Annotated in this window: 16 protein-coding genes and 2 pseudogenes; 12 read left to right on the top strand and 6 right to left on the bottom strand. The window is 71.5% G+C overall.

Annotation, left to right across the window (positions count from 1 at the left end; genetic code table 11):
- Positions 1 to 227 precede the first annotated feature (227 nt).
- From I4I82_RS05220 to I4I82_RS05170, 11 genes and pseudogenes are all read left to right on the top strand, one after another.
- The gene (locus tag I4I82_RS05220; protein WP_218595341.1) at positions 228 to 1,439 is read left to right on the top strand and encodes an ABC transporter substrate-binding protein; all 1,212 of its coding nucleotides are present in this window, start codon (positions 228 to 230) and stop codon (positions 1,437 to 1,439) included.
- Positions 1,436 to 2,326 (top strand): branched-chain amino acid ABC transporter permease, encoded by an 891-nt coding sequence (locus I4I82_RS05215; RefSeq protein ID WP_218595340.1) that lies wholly within the window; start codon positions 1,436 to 1,438, stop codon positions 2,324 to 2,326. The genes I4I82_RS05220 and I4I82_RS05215 overlap by 4 nt, the downstream gene beginning before the upstream one ends.
- Before the next feature lie 2 nt (positions 2,327 to 2,328).
- Positions 2,329 to 4,143, top strand: a complete 1,815-nt coding sequence (locus tag I4I82_RS05210) for a branched-chain amino acid ABC transporter ATP-binding protein/permease (RefSeq protein ID WP_218595339.1) — start codon at positions 2,329 to 2,331, stop codon at positions 4,141 to 4,143.
- Positions 4,140 to 4,835: an ABC transporter ATP-binding protein gene (locus I4I82_RS05205; protein ID WP_218595338.1), complete on the top strand. Its 696-nt coding sequence runs from the start codon at positions 4,140 to 4,142 to the stop codon at positions 4,833 to 4,835. The genes I4I82_RS05210 and I4I82_RS05205 overlap by 4 nt, the downstream gene beginning before the upstream one ends.
- Before the next feature lie 52 nt (positions 4,836 to 4,887).
- The gene (locus I4I82_RS05200) at positions 4,888 to 5,754 is read left to right on the top strand and encodes an SDR family NAD(P)-dependent oxidoreductase (protein ID WP_218595337.1); all 867 of its coding nucleotides are present in this window, start codon (positions 4,888 to 4,890) and stop codon (positions 5,752 to 5,754) included.
- 202 nt (positions 5,755 to 5,956) lie between these two features.
- Complete coding sequence (locus I4I82_RS05195) at positions 5,957 to 6,721, top strand: SDR family NAD(P)-dependent oxidoreductase (RefSeq protein WP_218595336.1); 765 nt, start codon at positions 5,957 to 5,959, stop codon at positions 6,719 to 6,721.
- Between the two features lie 63 nt (positions 6,722 to 6,784).
- On the top strand, positions 6,785 to 8,977 hold the full coding sequence (locus I4I82_RS05190) for a hydantoinase B/oxoprolinase family protein (protein WP_226369885.1): 2,193 nt from the start codon (positions 6,785 to 6,787) through the stop codon (positions 8,975 to 8,977).
- Positions 8,974 to 11,034 carry a hydantoinase/oxoprolinase family protein gene (locus tag I4I82_RS05185; protein ID WP_225920517.1) on the top strand — a complete coding sequence of 687 codons (2,061 nt, stop codon included), beginning with the start codon at positions 8,974 to 8,976 and terminating at the stop codon, positions 11,032 to 11,034. Before I4I82_RS05190 ends, I4I82_RS05185 begins: the two co-directional genes overlap by 4 nt.
- Positions 11,035 to 11,169: 135 nt before the next feature.
- On the top strand, positions 11,170 to 12,936 hold the full coding sequence (locus I4I82_RS05180; RefSeq protein ID WP_218615457.1) for a flavin-containing monooxygenase: 1,767 nt from the start codon (positions 11,170 to 11,172) through the stop codon (positions 12,934 to 12,936).
- A gap of 66 nt (positions 12,937 to 13,002) precedes the next feature.
- Positions 13,003 to 13,302, top strand: a pseudogene (locus I4I82_RS05175) (Fe-S oxidoreductase); the annotation flags it as partial.
- A 106-nt stretch (positions 13,303 to 13,408) separates the two neighbouring features.
- Complete coding sequence (locus I4I82_RS05170) at positions 13,409 to 13,798, top strand: response regulator (RefSeq protein WP_226369884.1); 390 nt, start codon at positions 13,409 to 13,411, stop codon at positions 13,796 to 13,798.
- Between the two features lie 15 nt (positions 13,799 to 13,813).
- Here I4I82_RS05170 and I4I82_RS05165 read toward each other — a convergent pair whose 3' ends face one another.
- Positions 13,814 to 14,953 (bottom strand): 7TM domain-containing protein, encoded by a 1,140-nt coding sequence (locus I4I82_RS05165; RefSeq protein ID WP_218591614.1) that lies wholly within the window; start codon positions 14,951 to 14,953, stop codon positions 13,814 to 13,816.
- A gap of 141 nt (positions 14,954 to 15,094) precedes the next feature.
- On the opposite strand from I4I82_RS05165, the gene I4I82_RS05160 reads away from it, so the two are divergent.
- On the top strand, positions 15,095 to 15,310 hold the full coding sequence (locus I4I82_RS05160; protein WP_218591613.1) for a hypothetical protein: 216 nt from the start codon (positions 15,095 to 15,097) through the stop codon (positions 15,308 to 15,310).
- A 27-nt stretch (positions 15,311 to 15,337) separates the two neighbouring features.
- Here I4I82_RS05160 and I4I82_RS35180 read toward each other — a convergent pair whose 3' ends face one another.
- The 5 genes and pseudogenes from I4I82_RS35180 to I4I82_RS05130 all read right to left on the bottom strand — a co-directional run bounded on the left by I4I82_RS35180 (position 15,338) and on the right by I4I82_RS05130 (position 18,758).
- Positions 15,338 to 16,048: a hypothetical protein gene (locus tag I4I82_RS35180; RefSeq protein WP_225921042.1), complete on the bottom strand. Its 711-nt coding sequence runs from the start codon at positions 16,046 to 16,048 to the stop codon at positions 15,338 to 15,340.
- Positions 15,949 to 16,260: pseudogene (locus I4I82_RS34865) on the bottom strand (hypothetical protein); the annotation flags it as partial. The pseudogene I4I82_RS34865 and the gene I4I82_RS35180, both read right to left, overlap by 100 nt.
- Positions 16,238 to 16,588, bottom strand: coding sequence for a hypothetical protein (locus I4I82_RS05140; RefSeq protein ID WP_218595332.1), 351 nt, complete (start codon positions 16,586 to 16,588; stop codon positions 16,238 to 16,240). The pseudogene I4I82_RS34865 and the gene I4I82_RS05140, both read right to left, overlap by 23 nt.
- Positions 16,585 to 17,511 carry a sugar-transfer associated ATP-grasp domain-containing protein gene (locus I4I82_RS05135; protein ID WP_218595331.1) on the bottom strand — a complete coding sequence of 309 codons (927 nt, stop codon included), beginning with the start codon at positions 17,509 to 17,511 and terminating at the stop codon, positions 16,585 to 16,587. Before I4I82_RS05135 ends, I4I82_RS05140 begins: the two co-directional genes overlap by 4 nt.
- Entirely contained in the window at positions 17,508 to 18,758 is a 1,251-nt protein-coding gene (locus I4I82_RS05130) for a 7TM domain-containing protein (protein WP_218595330.1), read from the bottom strand. The genes I4I82_RS05135 and I4I82_RS05130 overlap by 4 nt, the downstream gene beginning before the upstream one ends.
- Positions 18,759 to 18,844: the final 86 nt, after the last annotated feature.

Below are 18,844 nucleotides of genomic sequence, written 5' to 3'. Positions count from 1 at the left end.
CCCGGCTCACGGTCATCCGGGAACGCGGAGCAGCAGGTCCGCCCCGGGCCCCCAGCATCAGCACCACCCGCCCGCGGAGGTACGCGGGTGGCCACCGTCCTGTCGAGGAGGATCCCCGGCGTCGCCGACGACGCCGGGAGGGCGAGTGATCTCGACCCACCGACACGACGCAGACGACCAACGGTAGGTGGACCATGCAACGGAGATGGAAGAGCACCGCGGCCGTCATGGCGTTGTCCGTCGCGCTCGTACTCACGGCCTGTGGCGGCGACGACGGCGGAAGCGATCGGAACGGCGAGTTCCGCATCACGGGAGTCCTGCCCCTCACCGGCGCACTCGGACCGGTCGGCACGCCGTTGCTCTCCGGCCTGCAGGCCCAAGCCATGATCGTCAACCAGGACGGCGGCATCCTCGGCCGCAGGGTCGTGGTCGACATCCGGGACTCGGCTTCGGACGCTCAGCGCTCGGTCGCCGCGATGCGCGAGGTGCTCGCCGACCCCGCCTCGGTCGACGCGATCGTCGCCGAGGCGACCGGAAGCCTCAACGCCGCCGTGCTCGCAGTGGTCGACTCCACCGAGATCGTGTCGGTGACCAGCGGATCCACCGGAGCCGACACGACCGAGGACGTCGCCGAGCACCCGTTCAGCTTCTCCTTCGCCAGCACCGCGGCCGCCGACACCCGCGCGACCCTGCAGGCGGTGGCCGCTACCGGTGCGACGCGCATCGGCCTCGTCAACCCGGCCGACGACACCGGACGGGCGGTCGACGCCGGCATGGCGGCGGCGGCCGCCGAGTACGGCCTGCAGGTCGTCGGTCGGGAACTGCTCGATCCGAGCGGTCGTGACTACACCACCCAGTTGCAGCTGCTGCGGGCCGCGGGCGCGGAGGTGCTGACCGGGAACCTCAAGGGCACGCCCATCGGGGTGCTCACCACCGGACTGGTCGACCTCGGCTGGAACGACGCGCAGATCGTGGGCACCCTGGGCTGGGGTTCCTCCCCGTTGGCCGAGCTGGTGCCGGCCGAGGTCCAGCCGCGGGTCCGCTGGACCGGCGCGATGGCCGCCACCCGCACCGACGGGATGCTCTCCGATGCGCAGACACGCTTCATCGAGGCGATCCGGGCGACGGACGGCGACCTGAGCTCCATCACCGCGAGCTCGGTGGGGGGCGACATGGTCCTGGCGCTGAAGTACGCGTTCGAGTCGGCGGGGGAGATGGACCAGGTCGCGGCGCGCGACGCGCTGGAGCGCCTCGGCGACGATCCTGCCGCAGCGGAGATCCCCTGGTTGTTCTTCGTCGGCCAGGGCCCTCGTTTCGGCCCGGACGCACACGACGCCTCGCGGATCGACCCGGCACTGCAGTACGCCCTCAACGTCATCGGGGAGCCGGTCGACGGAACCTATGAGGGCACGCGGTTGACGGGTCCGGCCGGATCGTGAGCGTGCAGACGTTCTTCGTCTCGCTCCAGAGCGGCATCGGCCTGGGCAGCGTGTACGCCCTGATGGCCCTGAGCTTCACCCTCGTCTACTCGGCGACCGGGTATTTCCACCTCGGGATCGGGTCGTTCGTCACCCTCGGCGCCGTGCTGGCGCACGTCGGGACGGTGGGTCTCGCACTGCCGTGGACGGTGACGGCGATCGGCGCGGTCGTCCTGGTCGCCGCTCTCGGGGTGGTGTCGGAGCGGGTCGCGGTGCGTCCCCTGCGAGGGCGCGGGACCAACGAGCACTTCGCGGTGATGGTGTCCACGCTCGCGTTCATGATCGTCGTCGAGGCGCTCGTCGAGTTCGGGTTCGGGGCCGAGGAGCGCACGGTGCCCGCCTACCTCGACGGTCCGCCCCTGGATGTGTTCGGGGTGCCGGTACGGCGGGTCTACCTCGTGATGGTGGTCGTGCTCGCCGTCGTGGCGCTGGTCTTCGAGCTGGTCATGCGCCGGACCGAGGCGGGTCGGATCCTGCGCGCGGCCCACTCCGACCCGACCGGTGTCGAGCTGACCGGGGTGTCCTTCGGTGCCGTGGTGCTCGGCACGTTCGCCCTGGCGGGTGGCCTCGCGGGACTGGCCGGGGTACTGATCTCACCGGTCTCGTTCGCCTCACCCTTCGTCGGCACCGGCCTGCTCATCTACGGGTTCGCCGCCATGGCGATCGGTGGTTTCGGCAGTTTTGCGGGGGCGATGGCAGGGGGCGTGCTGATCGGGCTCGTCGTCGCGTTCACCCCGGTGTTCGGCTCGACGAACCTCGTGGACCCGCTGGTGCTCGCGCTGGTGCTCGTCGTGCTGCTGCTCAGGCCGACGGGCCTGCTCGGGCGTCGCGTGCTGAGGACGGTGTGACCATGGTGATCGCCACTGCCCGCCGGGTCGTCCGGCCCGCCGGGGCGGCCTGGGCCGTCGTGTTCGCGGCGGCCGTCATCTCGCTGGGCGCGCCCGCCTACACGCTCTTCCAGCTCGAGGTCGTCGTCGCCCATGCGGTCGCGGCCCTGGGCCTCTACCTGACCATGCAGGTGGCGGGCGAGTTCATGGTCGGACACGTCGCGATCGTCGGCACAGCCGCCTACGTCGTCGGCTGGCTCAACGTCCACACCCGACTCGACGCGTTGGTCACCCTTCCTGTGGCGCTGCTCGCCGGTGCGCTCGCCGGGCTCCTGCTCGGGTTGCCGGGGATCCGGCTGAGCGCGCTCTACCTGGGGATCATCTCGTTCTTCCCCGTGTTCGTCATCCCCGCTGTCGTGGAGTCCTTCCCCCAGGTGACCGGTGGTGAGAACGGTCTGCGGGTGCGCCGCTTCGAGTTCCTGGTCGATGCCGGCCCCCGTGGCCTGTACGTGGTGGCACTGGTCGTGCTGGTCCTCGCCACCCTCTTCGTCTGGAACATCGTCCGGTCCACCTGGGGCACGCGGCTGCGCGCGTTGCGCGACGCCCCTCTGGCTCTCGAGGCGGCCGGTGTCGACGTGCGCACCACCAAGGCCTGGGTGTACGTGCTGTCCGCCGTGCCGGCGAGCCTCGCGGGCTGGCTGCTCGCCTACGTCAACCAGGTCGTCATAGCCGGCTTCTTCGGGTTGTCGCTCACTCTCGTGCTGGTCGCGGCGGTCATCGTGGGCGGCAGACGGTCGGTGGTCGGAGTCGTGGTCGCGACCATGCTGCTGTCCGGGTACACGCAGCTGGTCGGCCCGTTCAGCGAGTTCAACGAGTTCGGTCTCGGCCTGCTGCTGCTGGCCGTGGTCCTCGCCCTGCCCTCCGGGCTGGACACCCTCCGCGAGGTGGTCCGACGCCGTCGACCGGTCGTCGAGATCAGTGGTGGGCCGACGACCGAGCGGGACGGGACCCCTGCGGAACCCGCGCCGACGGCGGGGCGTCCCGAGGCCCGTGCCGGAGTCGTACGGGGCGAGCCGCTGCTCGTGGCGACCGGCCTGTGCAAATCGTTCGGTGGCACCGTCGCGGTGGACGGCGTCGACATCGAGCTGCGGGCGGGCCGGATCCTCGGGCTCGTCGGGCCCAACGGGTCCGGAAAGACCACCGTGATCAACATCCTGACCGGGTTCCACCGGGCCGACGGGGGCCGTGTGCAGGTCGGCGACCGCGATGTCGCGGGGATGCGGCCCCACCAGGTCGCGCACACCGGCGTGAGCCGCACGTTCCAGGTGCCACGGGTGATCGACGAGCTGTCGGTGCGGCGCAACATCGAGGTCGGTCTGCTCGCCGGCGAGCGGGCCGACGGTGTGCTGCGTTCGGTCTTCACCGGCGGCCGGTACGGGCTCCGCGAGGAGCAGCGTCGGGCGGCCGTCGACGAGGTCGCCGCGCTGCTCCGGCTGGACGCGGGCGTGCTGGACGCGCCCGCCGAGTCACTCTCGCTGGGTACGAAGCGCATCGTGGAGATCTGCCGATCACTCGCGGGCGGGGCCGAGGTCATCTGTCTCGACGAGCCCGCCGCAGGCCTGAACGATGCGGAGATCCACCGCCTCGGCCTCGCGCTCACCGACGTCGCCCGATCCGGGCGTGCGGTCCTGCTCGTCGAGCACCACATGCGCTTCGTCCTCGATGTCTGCGACGAGGTCGCGGTCCTGGAGGGTGGCACGGTCACCGCCCGCAGCACGGATCCGACGTCGGAGAACCTCCCGGCGGCGCTGCAGCGGCACATCGGGGTGACGACGTGAGCGCCGACGGCGTCCGCGAGCCGGCGGCGGCCGCCATCGCGTGTGCAGGTCTCACCTCCTACTACGGGCAGGCGCCGGCCCTGCGCGGTGTCGACGTCGCAGTGCACACCGACGAGATCGTCGCCGTGCTCGGGCACAACGGGGCGGGCAAGTCGACGCTGTTGCGCTCGCTCGCACGGGTCCACCGGGCGGTCGACGGCGCGGTCACCGTCTCCGGGCGGGAGGTGACCGCGGAGGGCGCGAGCAGCGTCGCCCGGCTGGGGGTCAGCCTGGTCCGCGAGGGTGCGCCGGTGTTCGGGGACCTCACGGTGGAGGAGAACCTCCTGCTCGGTGCCAGACTCGCTCGCGTCCGCGGCCGGCAGGCCCCCGATCTCGACGAGGTCTGGACGTGGTTCGCGGTGCTCGGGGAACGGCGCTCGACACGAGCCGGCCTGCTCAGCGGCGGCCAGCGGCAGATGCTCGCCATCTCCACGGCTCTGGTCAGCAGGCCGACCGTCCTCCTGGTCGACGAGCCGTCCGCGGGACTCGCGCCCGCGATGGCGGAGACCGTCTTCACCGCGATCAGGCAGCTCTGCGCGACCGGTATGGCGGTGCTGCTCGCTGAGCAGAACATGCGGTGGGTGAGCGACTTCGCCACCCGGACCTACCACCTGGAGACCGGCACGATCGCCGGGTCGGTCACTGCGGCCTGAACGAATGGACCGATCGACGGGCCGACAACGAGCAACAGAAGGGAAACGAGAAGTGGGCAAGTTGGAGGGCAAGGTCGCCATCGTCACCGGCGGTGCCGGCGGGATCGGCGCGGCAACAGTGCGCGCGATGGTCCACGAAGGGGCCTCCGTCGTGGTGGCCGACTACAACCTCGCGGGCGCCCAGGACGTGGTCGACTCGCTGGGGTCGGACGCGGGCCGGGCGATCGCAGTCCGGGTCGACGTCGGCGAGGAGACGCAGGTCGTCGAGATGGTGGAGGTCGCCGTCCGTGAGTTCGGCGGGCTGGACGTCCTGCACAACAACGCCGCCGACACCGGCGAGGTCTACCGCAGGGATCTCGGCCTGCTGAGCATGGACGCCGAGGTGTGGGACCACACGATGCGGATCAACCTCCGCGGGCCCATGTTCGGGTGCAAGCACGCGATCCCCCGGATGCTCGCCAGGGGCGGTGGCTCGATCGTCAACACCTCGAGCGCGTCGAGCCTGTCGGGGGAACTGGTGATGGCGGCGTACGGCGCATCCAAGGCGGGCCTGAACTCCCTCACCCGGTCGGTGGCGACCCAGTTCGGCAAGCGCGGCATCCGGTGCAACGCCGTCACCCCGGGAATGACGCTCACGCCGGGGGCCATGGAGAACACGACGGCGGAGTTCCGGGAGATGTACGTGCGCCACTTCCTGACGCCGTACGCCGGCACCCCGGAGATGCAAGCCGATGTCGTGGTCTTCCTCGCCTCCGACGAGGCGCGGTTCGTGACCGGTCAGATCATCGCCGTCGACGGGGGCATGCTCTCCCACGTCCCGAAGTACGGGGACCTGATGGCGATGGACCCGACCGAAGCGGGGCCGAACTACGCCCACCTGTTCGCGGAGATCGGCGCCTCCACGCCGTCGACGGACTGAGCGGGCCGACGATGCTTGGCGCCCGCGCGGCTCGGAACGTCCGTGATCGGGATCAACCCGATCGGCGGCGGGTCCGGGGCGACCGCTCGTTCGGGCGCGGAGGGGGGTGTCCCGCAGGTCTACGGCCCGGCGGGTGGTGCTCCCCGGAGGGGCGCACGGCCGGGTGGTCCGGCCGTGGAGACGAGCCAGGTGGAGGAGTTCCATGCAACTGATCGGGAAGCGGATCGTCGTCGTCGGTGCCTCTCGCGGCATCGGTGCGGCCGTGCTGCGCGCATTCGTGCGTGAGGGAGCGCGGGTGGTGGCGATGGACGTCGCCGCCGCGGACGACGAGCAGGTCACCCCCTCCTCGGGCCCCGGAGAGGTGCACTTCGTGCGGTGCGACGTCACCGACAGGGAGTCGGTGACCACGGCGTTCGCCACGGCGGGGGAGGAGCTCGGCGGGCTCGACGTCCTGGTCCACACCCCCGGGGTGGATCTGATCGCGGCCGCCCACGAGATCGACGACGAGCTCTGGGACCGCACGATGAACGTGAACGTCCGCGGGACCATGCTGACCAACCAGGCCGCGTACCACGCGATGCGCGGGACCGGCGGAGCCATCGTCAACTTCGGTTCTGACTCCGGCATCCACCCCAGCCTGCGCAGCGCCGCCTACTCGACCTCGAAGGCCGCGGTGCACAACTGGACCAGAGCGGTCGCCATGGAGTGGGGTCCGCTGGGGATCCGCGTCAACGCGGTCCTCCCGGTGGTGTGGACACCCCTGGCACGTGAGCGACTCGCGCAGATGTCGGATGCCGACCGCACCGAGTACCTGGAGTCCGTCCGCCGACGCATCCCGCTGGGTGGCGAACCAGGTGACGCCGACCTGGACATCGCTCCCGTCGTCGTCTTCCTCGCCAGCGACTCGGCGCGCTACATGACCGGTCAGCTCGTGCCCGTGAACGGTGGCTACGGCATGGTGCGGTAGCCCCGGCGGAACGCGATCCGTTTGTCCGAAAAGGTCCAACCAGAAGGCCCGACGAGGTGTCAGATGCCCACAGAAGCTCCAGCGAAGACCATTCCCGGTGCGTTACGAGAGATGTCCGACGGCGACCTGAAGAAGCGCTACCACTGTGATCGCTTCACATCCACGATCCTGTCGAGTCGCTTGCAGTACATCATCGAGCACGTCTGCAGCCAGCTGCTGACGAATGCGTTCTCACCGATCCTGCGCGACACCTACGACTTCTCCGCCACACTGGCCGGGGGGCCCGCGCTGCGGTACGCGACGCCGACGGTGGCCAAGACCCTCGCGCTGTTCTACGGGTCGATGAGGGACGCGGTCGCGAACAACGTGGAGGAGTTCGGGCCGGAGAACCTGAAGCCCGGTGACCTGCTCATCGGCAACGATCCCTTCCGCAACGGCACGCACGTCAACGATGTGGCCTTCATGCGGCCGGTGTTCCACAACGGCGAGATGGTCACCGTGCTCACGATCCGGGCGCACATGCTCGATGTCGGGGGTAGCGTGCCCGGTGGGTTCTCCGGCATGAAGCGGAACATGTACGAGAACGGGCTCGTCGTGCCGCCGACCCTGCTGTTCCGCGACGACCGGCCGGTGCGATCGACCTTCAGTCTGCTGCTCGACAACGGCCGGTTCGGCGGGATGCTGCTGCCGGACTTCGAGACCATCTTCCAGTCGCTGAAGCTCGGAGAGGCTCTGGTCACCGAGACGATCGAGCGCTACGGCGTCGATTCCTACCTCGGTTCGATCCGCTACAGCTGCGATGCGGCAGCCGAACAGGCCGCCCGCGCCATCGGCGCTGTCCCCGATGGCGACTACTCCGCCGTCGACCACATCGACTGCGACGGCACCGACCCCGATCTGGCGTACCGGGTGGCGGTCCGGGTCCGGGTCCGGGGCTCCCGCGCCGAGGTCGATCTCAGCGGCACCTCCCAACAGTGCCTCACCAGCCTCAATGCGACCTGGCCCGACGCCAAGGGTGCTGTCGCGATCGCCCTGAAGTTCCTGCTCGACCCGACCACGCCGTTCGCCTCGTCGTTCATGCGCCAGGTCGACGTCGTCGTCCCGGACGGTTCGATCATCAGCGCGAGGCCGCCGGCGCCGGTGATGCTCTACTGGGAGCCGATGACAGCGGTCTTCAGCGCCCTGTGCCGGGCGCTGGAGCCGGTGCTCGGCGACCTGGCGCTGGCCGGTGACGGCCGTCCGACGCACACGCACGCCGTGTCGGGCACCCGTCCCGACGGCACGCCGTGGGTCACCTCGTCCGACCCGGTGGCGGGATGGGGCGCGAACCGCGCGGGTGACGCCGACAGCGCGCAGCACAGCTACCTCGCCAACTTCCTCGGCACCGAGATCGAGGCGTTCGAGGCGAACTCGCCGGTCCTGCTGCTGCGCAGCGAGTTCCAGACCGACTCGGCGGGGCCCGGTACCCACCGCGGGGGCACGGGACTGACCATGGAGACCCTGTGGCGGACGCCGACCGAGCACCGGTTCGTGATCTCGGCGACCAAGCAGGCCGCGGGGTTCGGCGTGCAGGGCGGCGGGCACGGCGCGTTGGGCGGGGCGTGGGCGTGGACGTCCGAACACGGCGCGACAGGGGCCCTCGACGCGGGCACCCTGAGGACATCGGCGGCCGGTGGATCGCACGGCGCGGCCAGGCCGGTGGCCGGGATGCTCGATCCGGACACCGGTGCGGTCGATGTCGACGGGACCTACTACCACTGGGCGGCCGAAGACCCGTTCTCGTTCCCCGGTGGCACGATCGTCCGGCTGGTCAGCAGCGGCGGAGGCGGGTTCGGCGCTCCGGACCAGCGCCCGCCCGAGGCCGTCCTGCGCGATGTGCGCGACGAGTACGTGAGCATCGACGGGGCTGCGCGGCAGTACGGCGTCGTGATCGTCGGCGACCCGTCGAGGGACCCGGAGGGGTTGAGTCTCGACGAGGACGCCACCGAGGCGCTGCGACGTGAACGGGCCGGCCGACCACCGGAGGTTCCCGGCGAGGCGTTCGGGCGGGTCGCACCGCCTGTGCGTGTCGAGCGCGAGGATGTCGAAGGTCGCTGTGACTCCTGTGGCGGGTCGCAGCTGCAGCGCTACCCCGTCCTGGCCGAATCCGGCTGGTTGATGGCCGTGACGTGCCAGGACTGCCTGGCCCGCGTGGAGTCCACCGAGTGGAACCGGCTCGGCTGGATCCAGCTGATCGACGACACGGTCCGCAGATGAGCACCGTGGCGAACCAGAGTGAGGGGACCGACTCGATGATCGGGATCGATGTGGGCGGCACGTTCACCGACGTGATCGCCGTTCGTGAAGGCAGGATCGAGACGCGGAAGGTACCCGCCACCCGCGAGGCGTACCTCTCGGTGCTGGAAGGAGCCGAGCGGGCCGATGCGAGCCGCTCCTCGGTCCTCAACCACGCGAGCACACACGGCCTGAACGCGATCATCACCCGACGGCTCCCGAAGATCGCGTTCCTCACCACCACCGGACACCGCGACCTGCTCGACTACGCCCGGATCTGGCGGCCGGCCGAGGCCGCGATGGACCCGTCGTGGCGCAGGTCGTTCTCCGACGTCGCGCGGCCGCTGGTACCGCGGTACCTGCGCCGGGGCGTCGTGGAGCGGACACAGGCAGACGGGCAGCTCCTGGTCCCGCTGGACGAGGACCAGCTGCGGGCCGAGCTGGAGGTCCTGCGACGGTGTGAGGTGGAGGGCGTCGCGATCTGCTTCCTCAACGCCTTCGTCAACCCGACGAACGAACAGGTCGCCCAGCGGATCGTCCGCGAGGTGCTGGGGGACGTCGCGTGCTCCATCTCCAGTGAGACCTCCCCGCTCGCCCGGGTCTACGGACGGGCGTCGACGACCGTCGTCGACGTGATCATGAAGATCAGCTACGTCGCCTACAACGACCACCTCACGACCGGGCTCGAGAAGATCGGCTTCACCGGCCAGCTCAACTACGCCGACTCGGCGGCGACCCTCGTGTCGGCCGACGCGGCGATGCGTCGGCCGCACCGGATCGTCTTCTCGGGCCCTGCCGCGGGAACGGCAGCCTGCAAGCACTTCGGTGCGAGCATCGGGGACGGCGAGCTGATCTGCGTCGATGTCGGGGGAACCTCGACCGACCTGAGCGTCGTGACGGGCGGGGCTCCCTACCTGAACACGACCTACGAGCTCGAGCACGACCTGACCGTCAACTCGCTCTCGACGTCGATCTCGACCCTCGGCGCCGGCGGAGGCAGCATCGCCTGGATCAACGATCTGGGTGAGCTCCGCGTCGGACCGGACAGCGCGGGCGGTGTGCCCGGACCGTGCTGCTACGGCGCGGGGGGCACCCGACCGACCATCACCGACGCCTGCCTGCTCAGCGGTGTCCTCGAGGCGGACAAGTTCCTCGGGGGCGAGGTGCCGCTGCACCCCGACCTCGCGGAGGCGGGGTTCCTCTCGCTCGAGACCGACGGCGACCTGTCGCGGCGGGTCCGCGACACCTGGCAGCTGGGCGTGCACAACATCGCCGAGGGGATCGTGAACCTCGCACTCGCGCACGGCGTCAACCCCGTCGACTACTCCCTCGTCGCGTACGGAGCGGCAGGTCCCATGCTGCTGCCGTCCGTGCTCGACCACCTCACGGTGCGGCGGGTCGTCATACCGCCGCACCCGGGACTCTTCAGCGCGCTCGGGCTGCTCACCTCGGACCAGGTGTACTCGGAGAGCCGCAGCGCCTACACCGTCCTGGGCGCCGACGCCGTCGAGCGGGTGGCGGAGTTGCTCGCCGAGACCGAGGCGACGCTGCGCGAGCAGCTCGTCGGCGTGGACCCGTCGGCCGTCACGGTGACCCGCTCGTTCGACGGCAGGCTGTACGGGCAGAGCTGGGACACGCCGTTCGTCGAGATCCCCGACGGGCCCGTGACCGAGGAGACGGTGCAGACCATGATCGACCGCTTCCACGACACCTACGAGCGCCGCAACGGCACCCGGTTCACCACGTTCCCCGTCGAGGCGGTCACGTTCCGGGTGCAGGCGGTCGTCCGGACGGACAAGCTGACGTTCGAGCCCCTCGCCACCCGGGCGGCGACAGGCGGAGCCCCGGCGACGAGCACGACGACCGTCCGGCACATCTACGGCGACGACGTCACCGCGACCGTCGTGGAGCGGCCCGACCTGTTGAGCGGCGACGAGATCGCCGGGCCCGCGATCGTCCGCGAGGCGATGTCGACCACCGTCGTCCCGCCTGGACGGACGGTCCGCGTGGGCCGGTTCGGAGAACTCGTCATCTCCTGACCCTCCGGGGGGTGCGGCCGTCGGCCCGCTCCCGGAGGACCTGCAGTACTCGCCGGAGCGCACCCCGCGCAGCCGGTGGTTCTCCCTGCGCACTTCGAAGGGACCGGAGCAATGGCCGTAGAGCTGGTAGGGGCTGTGACATCGAGCGTGCCCGAGCAGCAGACACCGGAGACGTGGCTCGAACGATTCGGCGCCGCACTCGGAACGGGCGACGTCGAGCGGGTCCGCGCCTTCCTGGCGCCGGAGCTGCTCTGGCGCGACCTGCTGGTCACGTCGTGGGACTTCCGCAACCGCACCGGGCAGGAGGTCGTCGCTGCGCTCGCGGGGCCCGAACTCGGAGTGCTCGAGCCCACCGGACTGCGCCTCGTGCACGACGCCGTGCACCAACAGGTCGGCGACGTCACCCATGTCCTGGTGTTCTTCGCGTTCGACACCTCGAAGGGGCGCTGCACGGGGTTCGTCCGGCTGGTTCCCGGCGGCACCGAGGGGTGGGTGGCCGGCGCGCTGCTGACGCAGCTCGACGAGTTGGCGGGTCACCCGGAGCGCCGGGGCGCGCTCCGGCCGATCGGCAAGGCCCGGGGGGCCCGCCGTGGTCGTCCCGGGTGGGCGGAGGAGCGCGCCCGGCAGCGTGAGTTCCTCGACGCGGATCCCGATGTGGTGGTCGTCGGGGCCGGCCACTCCGGGCTGAGCCTGGCTGCGCGATTGGGTCGGCTCGGAGTGTCCACACTCGTCGTGGAGCGCAACGACCGGGTCGGCGACAACTGGCGCAAGCGGTACCCCTCGCTGTTCCTGCACGACGTCGCGGGCATGGACCACCTCCCCTACCTACCGCTGCCGGACACCTGGCAGCGGTACACGCCGAAGGACAAGTTCGCCGCCTACCTCGAGTTCTACGAGACCGCGCTCGACCTCGACGTCTGGACGAGCAGCTCCGTGACCGCGGCCGTCTTCGACCCGGTCGAGAGCCGGTGGACCGTGACGATGCGGAGGCGCGACGGCTCCGACCGCACCGTCCGACCGCGGCACCTGGTGATCGCCACCGGCTTCAACGGCGAGCCCCGGACCCCGCACCTGCCCGGCTCGGACGAGTTCGGCGGGGCTCTCGTGCACGCCGGCGCGTTCGAGGGTGGCGCCCCGTGGCGGGGCAAGCGCGCCGTGGTCCTCGGAGCCGGAGTGTCGGGACACGACGTGGCGCAGGACCTCTACGAGCAGGGTGCCGACGTCGTCATGGTCCAGCGCTCGACGTCCTACGTCATCGACCTGTCGACGTACGAGGCGTTGTACACGACGAACTACGAGGACGGGTCGGGAGTCCCGACCGACATGGCCGACATGGCCGCGTGGTCGGTGCCGTGGGGCAGGATCCCGGAGCTGGGGAAGATGGTGGCGAAGGCCGCCGCCGAGATCGACGCCGCCCTGCTCGACGGCCTGGCCGCGCGCGGGTTCGGGCTGGATCTCGGGCCGGACGGCTCCGGGCACTACGGCAAGCACATCCTCGACCGCCGTGACGGCTACTACCTGAACATCGGCGCGTCCGAGCTCATCGCGGACGGTCGTGTGGAGGTCCGGCAGGGCCGGACGATCACCGGTCTGACCGGCGACGGGGTGCTGCTGTCCGACGGCGAGCTGCTTCCCGCGGACCTGGTGGTGCTCGCCACCGGCTACGGATCGCTGGAGGACGCCGCGCGGCAGATCGTCGGCGACGAGATCGTCGACCGGTGCGCGCCCGTCTACCGCCTCGGCGAGGACCTGGAGATGTCCGCAGTGTGGCGGCGCACCGCCCAGGAGGGTCTGTGGTTCATGACCGGGTCCGTCCAGATGGCACGGTTCTACTCGAAGATCCTCGCGCTGCAGATCAAGGGCGCCGAGGTCGGTGCGAACCCGGCCGACGGAGAACGCTGATCACTGGTCCGCTCCGTGGGCACAGGTCGTCGATGTGATCGGAATCCGTACGAGGGTGAGTTCGTGGAGGTGTTCGGGCAGCGCAAGCTGTTGAAGTGGTCGGTGCCCGGGTTGGCGCACCTGTTCACGTTCTACGCGTTCGTCATCCTGATCACGGTGTATCCGGAGGCCTACGGGGCGTTGTTCGTGCCGGACTTCGCGATCCCGCTGATCGGGATGTGGCCGGTGCTGGGGTTCCTGCCCTACGAGTCGGGGGCGTGGGCCTCGATCGGGCTGGGCCGGTTGTTCGCCGGGGTGCCGGAGCCGACGCTGGAGGTCATCGAGAGCGTCGGGCTGCTGTTGCCCATCGGTGTGATGCTGGTGTTCACGGTGATGTCAAGGACGCCGTGACCGGTAGGTGACCCATGCCCGGGCCGGTGTGTGCCGCCCGCCGTCCCCGGGCGGCGCTCCGCCGAACGGCACGGGTAGGACGGTGTCCGCGCCGATCGTCGGCCTCTACGATCGCGGTGGGCGTCAGGCGCGGGGGCGAGGGCAGGTCCCGGCCGGGTCGTTTCGCGGAGATGCCGCGTCGTCTCGCGGCACACCGGTTGGCGGCTGGGCCGTGGTCCGGAGCCGAGTACCGAACGCGGGACCGACGCGCCCGCTGCTGGTCGAGGACGACGTCCGGATTCGGCAGGCGCTCGGTCTGGCGCTGGTCGACGAGGGCTGCGCAGACGTAGAGGCGGTCGACCCGGAGTCGGCACCGGCCACGCCGGCCGACACCCGGGTCGACGTCGTGCTGCTCGACCTGATGCTGCCCGGCATCGACGGCTGGAGGTCTGCCGGACCTTGCGCGCCAGTGGATCGGCACCTACTGCGGTGATGGTCGCGCCGATCGTCAGCTGACCCGCCCGAGTGCGGGCGGGCTCTCCCGGGTCCACCGGTCCAGGAGACGGGCGCCCCGGTAGGTGCCGGTGAGCGCTGCCGCGAGCACGGCGGCCGCGGCCACCGCCAGCGGGTGCTCGGAGGCGACGTCGCCGACGGCCGGGACGAACAGCAGCAGCGTCACCGCGACCGCGACCGCGAGGGTGCGCAGCGCCTCGGTTCCGGCAGATCCCCACCCGTCGAGCTCACCGGCCTCCCACAGCCGCTCGACCACCACGGCGGTGACGACGACAGGCAGCGCGGTGCTCCAGCCCGGGCCCACCCCGGGCCCGGCGAGGTGCGTGACCCCGACCAGCACGACCGACACGATCCCGACCAGCACGGCCAGGCGGGCGATCCGGGGCATCCGGGTGGCGGCGAGCACCGGCACCGCGACCAGCCCGGCGACCAGGAGGACCGCGGTCAGCCCGAGCCCTACCACCAGCCCCGACTGGGTGTATCCCAGCGACAGCAGGACGGGGGAGAACGTCCCGAGCGTCCGCAGACCGACCACGGTGCGCAGGAGTACCACGAGCAGCGCCGCGACGGGTATCAGCGCGAGCACCTGCACGGCGTCGAGGGCGGTGCTGGAGGTGAGCAGCGATCCCAGCGCGGGCGCCCCCCGCGCCGGTCCGGGCTCGGAGAGCAGGCGCATCCCCGGGCGTACCAGCAGACCGCCCAGCTCGGACCGCCCGATCGTCAGCGCCGGTTCCCCGGGCATCACGTCTACGGCGACCAGCCTGGTGCTCTGCGGCTGCCCGGCGAGCTGGACCGTGGCCGGCACGCGGTCCCGGATCTGCACGCCGTAGGCGGAGGTGACGGTGACGCGATCGGCGTCGGTGCGCGGCAGGCCCAGTTCGTCGGCCAGATCGGTGTCGATCGACGACCCGGCCACCCCGGTGCTGATCTGCGCGAGCACGACCGCAACGGACCCGTCCGGGCCGGTGACCCGGACCAGCTCCTCCTCGCCGACCTCCGCGCGGTGGCCCGCGGCGTCCGGCCCGCCGGGGAGCAGCAGGGTGATCAGCACGGTGGCGGCGAGAGCGGCGACGGCCAGCAGGGTACTGACCGCGGCGGGCAGGGGCCGGGAGCAGTGGGGGAGGGGAGTCGACATCAGCACCGGGCCGACGTTAGGCACGTCTCATGAGGGCGGCATGCGGGTTCGATGAACGACCCTTCACCCGTCGGTGGCACATGATCGACGCTTCATCTTCTCCGCACCGTCGCTTCATCCGCGGGAACCACCGTGGACACCATGAACAGGTACCCGCGTGAACCGTCGTCCCTGCTGCGCCCCGCGCGCCGGACGCTGTGGTCCAGGTTGGCCGTGCCGCTGGCTGTGCTGGCCGTGCCGGTCGGGACGGCACTGGGCGGGGCGCTGCTGACCGTGGGCGAACCGGTGGTCACACCGCTGACCGACCACACCGTGCAGATCGGCTGTTCCCCCCGGGCCGGCTGCGCCCAGCCCTGACCCCCGGCCTCGCCCGCGGCCCGGTGCTCAGCAGCGGGCGAGTCCGGGCAGGGCCGGGGGTACCGGTACGTCGACCGGCCCGGCCGGTCGGTCGCAACCGTAGGCACTCCGGGCGGTGTCGGCCGTGAAGCGGTAGCCGAGGCCCTGCACCGCCGGGTCGACCACCGCCTCCCACGGGGAGCGCACCACCGTCACCACGGCGCCGTCGCGAACAGCCTCGGCGCGCACGGCGCCCGGCGTCAGCGGGGCCCGGGTCGCCGACACCCCGGCGGGCAGCCGTCCCCGCGTCCGTCGCCCGTCGACCACGTCCAGCGCGGGTGGGTCGCGCACGTCGTCGGAACCGGGTCTGAACGACGCCCCGAGCACGGCGACGCGTCGGCTGCCGGACGCGCGGTCGAGCTCGGCGAGGACCAGGTCGGCCGTCCGGTCGCGGCAGCGCAGGTTGACCGCATCGATCTCGCGCAGGAAGTCCGGCGCGGCCCCCGCGCCGACCTCCTCGGCGCGGGCGATGAAGGCCCGGATGTCCTTGGGCAGGCAACCGCCGCCGAACCCGAGGCCGGGTCGCAGGAACCGGCCTGCGATGCGCTCGTCGAGGGCCAGTACGCCCGCGAGGACGGTGGCGTCCGCAGCGGCGCCAGGCCGGGTTCGACGAGCGGGAGACGCCCGGCCGCGCGCTCCGCGATCCTGCGGGTGTCGATGTCGAGGCCGATGACGTCGAACCGCAGCTCGGCCATGCAGGCGGCGTGGGTGACACCGAGGTGACCGGTGCCGATCACGCTGACGGTCGCGACGGATCTCACGGGGCGCTCCTGATGATGGGCCTGTGTGGCGGACGGAGAAATCGTGTGGACAGTGGGTGACAGAACCTGAGTGCGGCGTGAACAGGTCTTCCTGTCGTGCCGGCGGCGGGCACGGCGCGGGATCGGGTCAGTCGCTCTCCTCGCTCTCACGGGACTCGTCCTCGGAGTCGTCGCTGTCGGAGTCGTGCCCTTCCCCGTCCCCGCCGTCGTCCCCGCCGTCGTCCTTGTCTGCGTCCTTGTCTGCGTCCTTGTCGTCGTCCGCGGTGGCGACGCCGGTGTCCGGGACGAGTCCGTCCAGCTCGGCGCGCTCGAGCGGGTCGAGTTCCACCTCGTGGACGCTGGTCGGATCGAGGGCGAGGGACCGGTCCGGGCCCGGCTCGCCGAACCAGACCGCACCGGCGAGGAGCGCGCCCGCGCCGGCGGTGACGGCCCAGCGTCCGGCGAGCCACGGCCACCCGTGCTCCGGTTGCCAGGTCATGCCGCGACCTCCGGCGGCAGGATGTCGAGCAGCCCGCGTCCGGTCACGTTCTGGATCTGCAGACCGGGCCGGGCGTTGACCTCCAGGAGCAGTGGCCCGCGGTCGGCGTCGACGACGACGTCGGCACCCAGGTAGCGCAGGCCGGTGGCCGCGGAGCAACGGCGGGCCGCGTCGATCACCCTCGCCCAGTGCGGCACGCGGCGTCCGGTGAGCCGCTTGCCCGTGTCGGGGTGGGTGTCGATCGACCGCCCGTCCATCCACGCCCGCTCGACGGTGCCGGTCGCCAGGTCCACGGAGGCTCCGATGGCCTTCTGGTGCAGGTTCGCCCGCCCGCCGCTGGCCGAGGTGGGCAGCCGCAGCATGGCGGTGAGCGGCCGGTCGTCGACGCAGATGACCCGGATGTCGGGCAGCCCGCGGAACGACATCTCGTCGAGCACCGGATGCGCGTGGATCAGCGGTTCGACGAAGGCGACGTCGTCGCCCCGTGGCGAGTACTCGCCGTCGAGGATGCAGCGGACGTGCTCGCGCACGTCGGCCACGCTGATCGGGCGGCCCGAGGCCGACTCCCACCCGTCCCCCGACGCGTCGCGCCGCGCGGCCAACAGGATCCCCGATCCGCCGAGGCTCTGGCTCGGCTTGAGAGCGAAGGAGTCCGGGAGGGAGGCGGGGTCCAGGCCGGCGAGCCGCCGCCGGGAGTCGATCACGAGCAGGGTGTCGGCGACCGGTACCGCATGCGCGGTCAGGACCCGCTTGGTGGCGACCTTGTCGTTCACCAGGCGCACCGCCTGCGGCGGGTTCGCGCGGGCGATCAGCTGGTTGCGGGCGTTGAGGCCCATGATCCGGTCCCAGCGGCGCACGCGCGGCAGGCGGGCCGCACGGCCGGGCAGGGACGGGGTGCTGCGCAGGGGGGTCAGGATGCTCATCGTCGGGCCATCTCTCGGGTCGGGGTGGGGTCGGCGGACGCGGGGACATCACGCGGGCCGGTGAGCAGATCGGTGGGGACGGGGGTGGCAGGGGTGCCGAGTCGCACGGTGGCTGCCTCGGTCGCCACGGGGATCACGTCGGACTGGCCCCGGCCGAAGCGGAGCAGCTCGCTGAGTCGCAGGCCGCGGTAGGTTCCGGCGAGCCCGGCCCACACCGCGCAGGCGATCGCGAGGGCGAGGGGGGCGACGGTCGCGAGGTCCCGCACGACCGGGGCCAGGAGGAGCGCGGTCACCAGCAGGGCGACCGCAGTGGTGGCGACGGCGTCCCGGGCCGCGTCCCGCCACCCGTCGAGGTCCCAGGTCTCCCAGAGCCGCTCGACCATCACCGCCGTCACGACGACGGGGAGCGCGGTGCCCCAGATCTCCCCGGTTCCTCCGCCCGCGTACTGGGTGATGGCGACGAGCACCACCGAGACGACCCCGACGAGAACCGCCAGCCGGGCCACGCGGGGGAGTCGGAAGCGCCGCAGCAGGGGCTGCACGACGAATCCGGCCGCCACGATGACCACGGTCAGGCCGACGCCGGCGACGAGACCGGCCTGCGTGTACCCGATCGCGAGAAGTACCGGGGAGAACGTGCCGAGGGTCTGGACCCCACCGAACACCCGCAGCAGCACGACCACGAGGACAGCGAGCGGCAACAGCGCGAGCAACTGCAGCGGGCCGAGCGCCGGCGTCTGGGACAACAGGGTGGCCAACGTGGAGGGTGCCCGGTCGGCGCCCGGGGTGGTCAGCAGCTGCTGACCGACCTGCACCTGCAGGTCGGTCAGCTCGGCCCGGCCCAGCAGGACCGGGTTGGACCGCTCGCTGCGGTCGGTCACCGAGAACCGGACGCTCTTGGGCTGGCCGGCGATCTGCAGGGCACCGTCCACGACCGGCCGCTCCTCGCGGCCCAGTGACGACGCCACGGTGATCGTCTCGGCGTTGTCGAGATCGAAGCCGAGGTCCTCGGCGATGCGGGTGTCGATCGACGAGGCGGACGCCCCGGTGTCGATGCGGGCGACCGCTTCGACCGTGCGACCGTTCGGGCCGGTGATGCGGACCAGTTCCTGCTCGCCGACCGTGGTACCCCGGTCGGGGGCCGACCCACGATCGGGGGTGAACAGGACGCTGAGACCCAGCACCAGGAGAGCTCCGACGGCGAGCAGTACCTGGACGGCGGCGGGGGTGCGGACTATTCGGTTCACACCGAGAAGACTGCTGCCGGTAGATGAAGGCAGGGCCCGCCTTCGATGAAGGCGCACTCATGATCCTCCGGATCCGGGGAGACGAC

The organism is Pseudonocardia oceani, assembly GCF_019263585.2.
Lineage (GTDB): Bacteria > Actinomycetota > Actinomycetes > Mycobacteriales > Pseudonocardiaceae > Pseudonocardia > Pseudonocardia oceani.
This window is presented reverse-complemented; position numbering and strand designations above follow the sequence as displayed.

Bases quoted from the DNA above. Each gene is read 5' to 3' on its own strand.
- I4I82_RS05220 (WP_218595341.1), top strand. From the start codon at position 228: ATGGCGTTGTCCGTCGCGCTCGTACTCACGGCCTGTGGCGGCGACGAC.
- I4I82_RS05210 (WP_218595339.1), top strand. From the start codon at position 2,329: ATGGTGATCGCCACTGCCCGCCGGGTCGTCCGGCCCGCCGGGGCGGCC.
- I4I82_RS05195 (WP_218595336.1), top strand. From the start codon at position 5,957: ATGCAACTGATCGGGAAGCGGATCGTCGTCGTCGGTGCCTCTCGCGGC.
- I4I82_RS05190 (WP_226369885.1), top strand. From the start codon at position 6,785: ATGCCCACAGAAGCTCCAGCGAAGACCATTCCCGGTGCGTTACGAGAG.
- I4I82_RS05185 (WP_225920517.1), top strand. From the start codon at position 8,974: ATGAGCACCGTGGCGAACCAGAGTGAGGGGACCGACTCGATGATCGGG.
- I4I82_RS05165 (WP_218591614.1), bottom strand. From the start codon at position 14,953: ATGTCGACTCCCCTCCCCCACTGCTCCCGGCCCCTGCCCGCCGCGGTC.
- I4I82_RS05160 (WP_218591613.1), top strand. From the start codon at position 15,095: ATGAACAGGTACCCGCGTGAACCGTCGTCCCTGCTGCGCCCCGCGCGC.
- I4I82_RS05140 (WP_218595332.1), bottom strand. From the start codon at position 16,588: ATGACCTGGCAACCGGAGCACGGGTGGCCGTGGCTCGCCGGACGCTGG.
- I4I82_RS05135 (WP_218595331.1), bottom strand. From the start codon at position 17,511: ATGAGCATCCTGACCCCCCTGCGCAGCACCCCGTCCCTGCCCGGCCGT.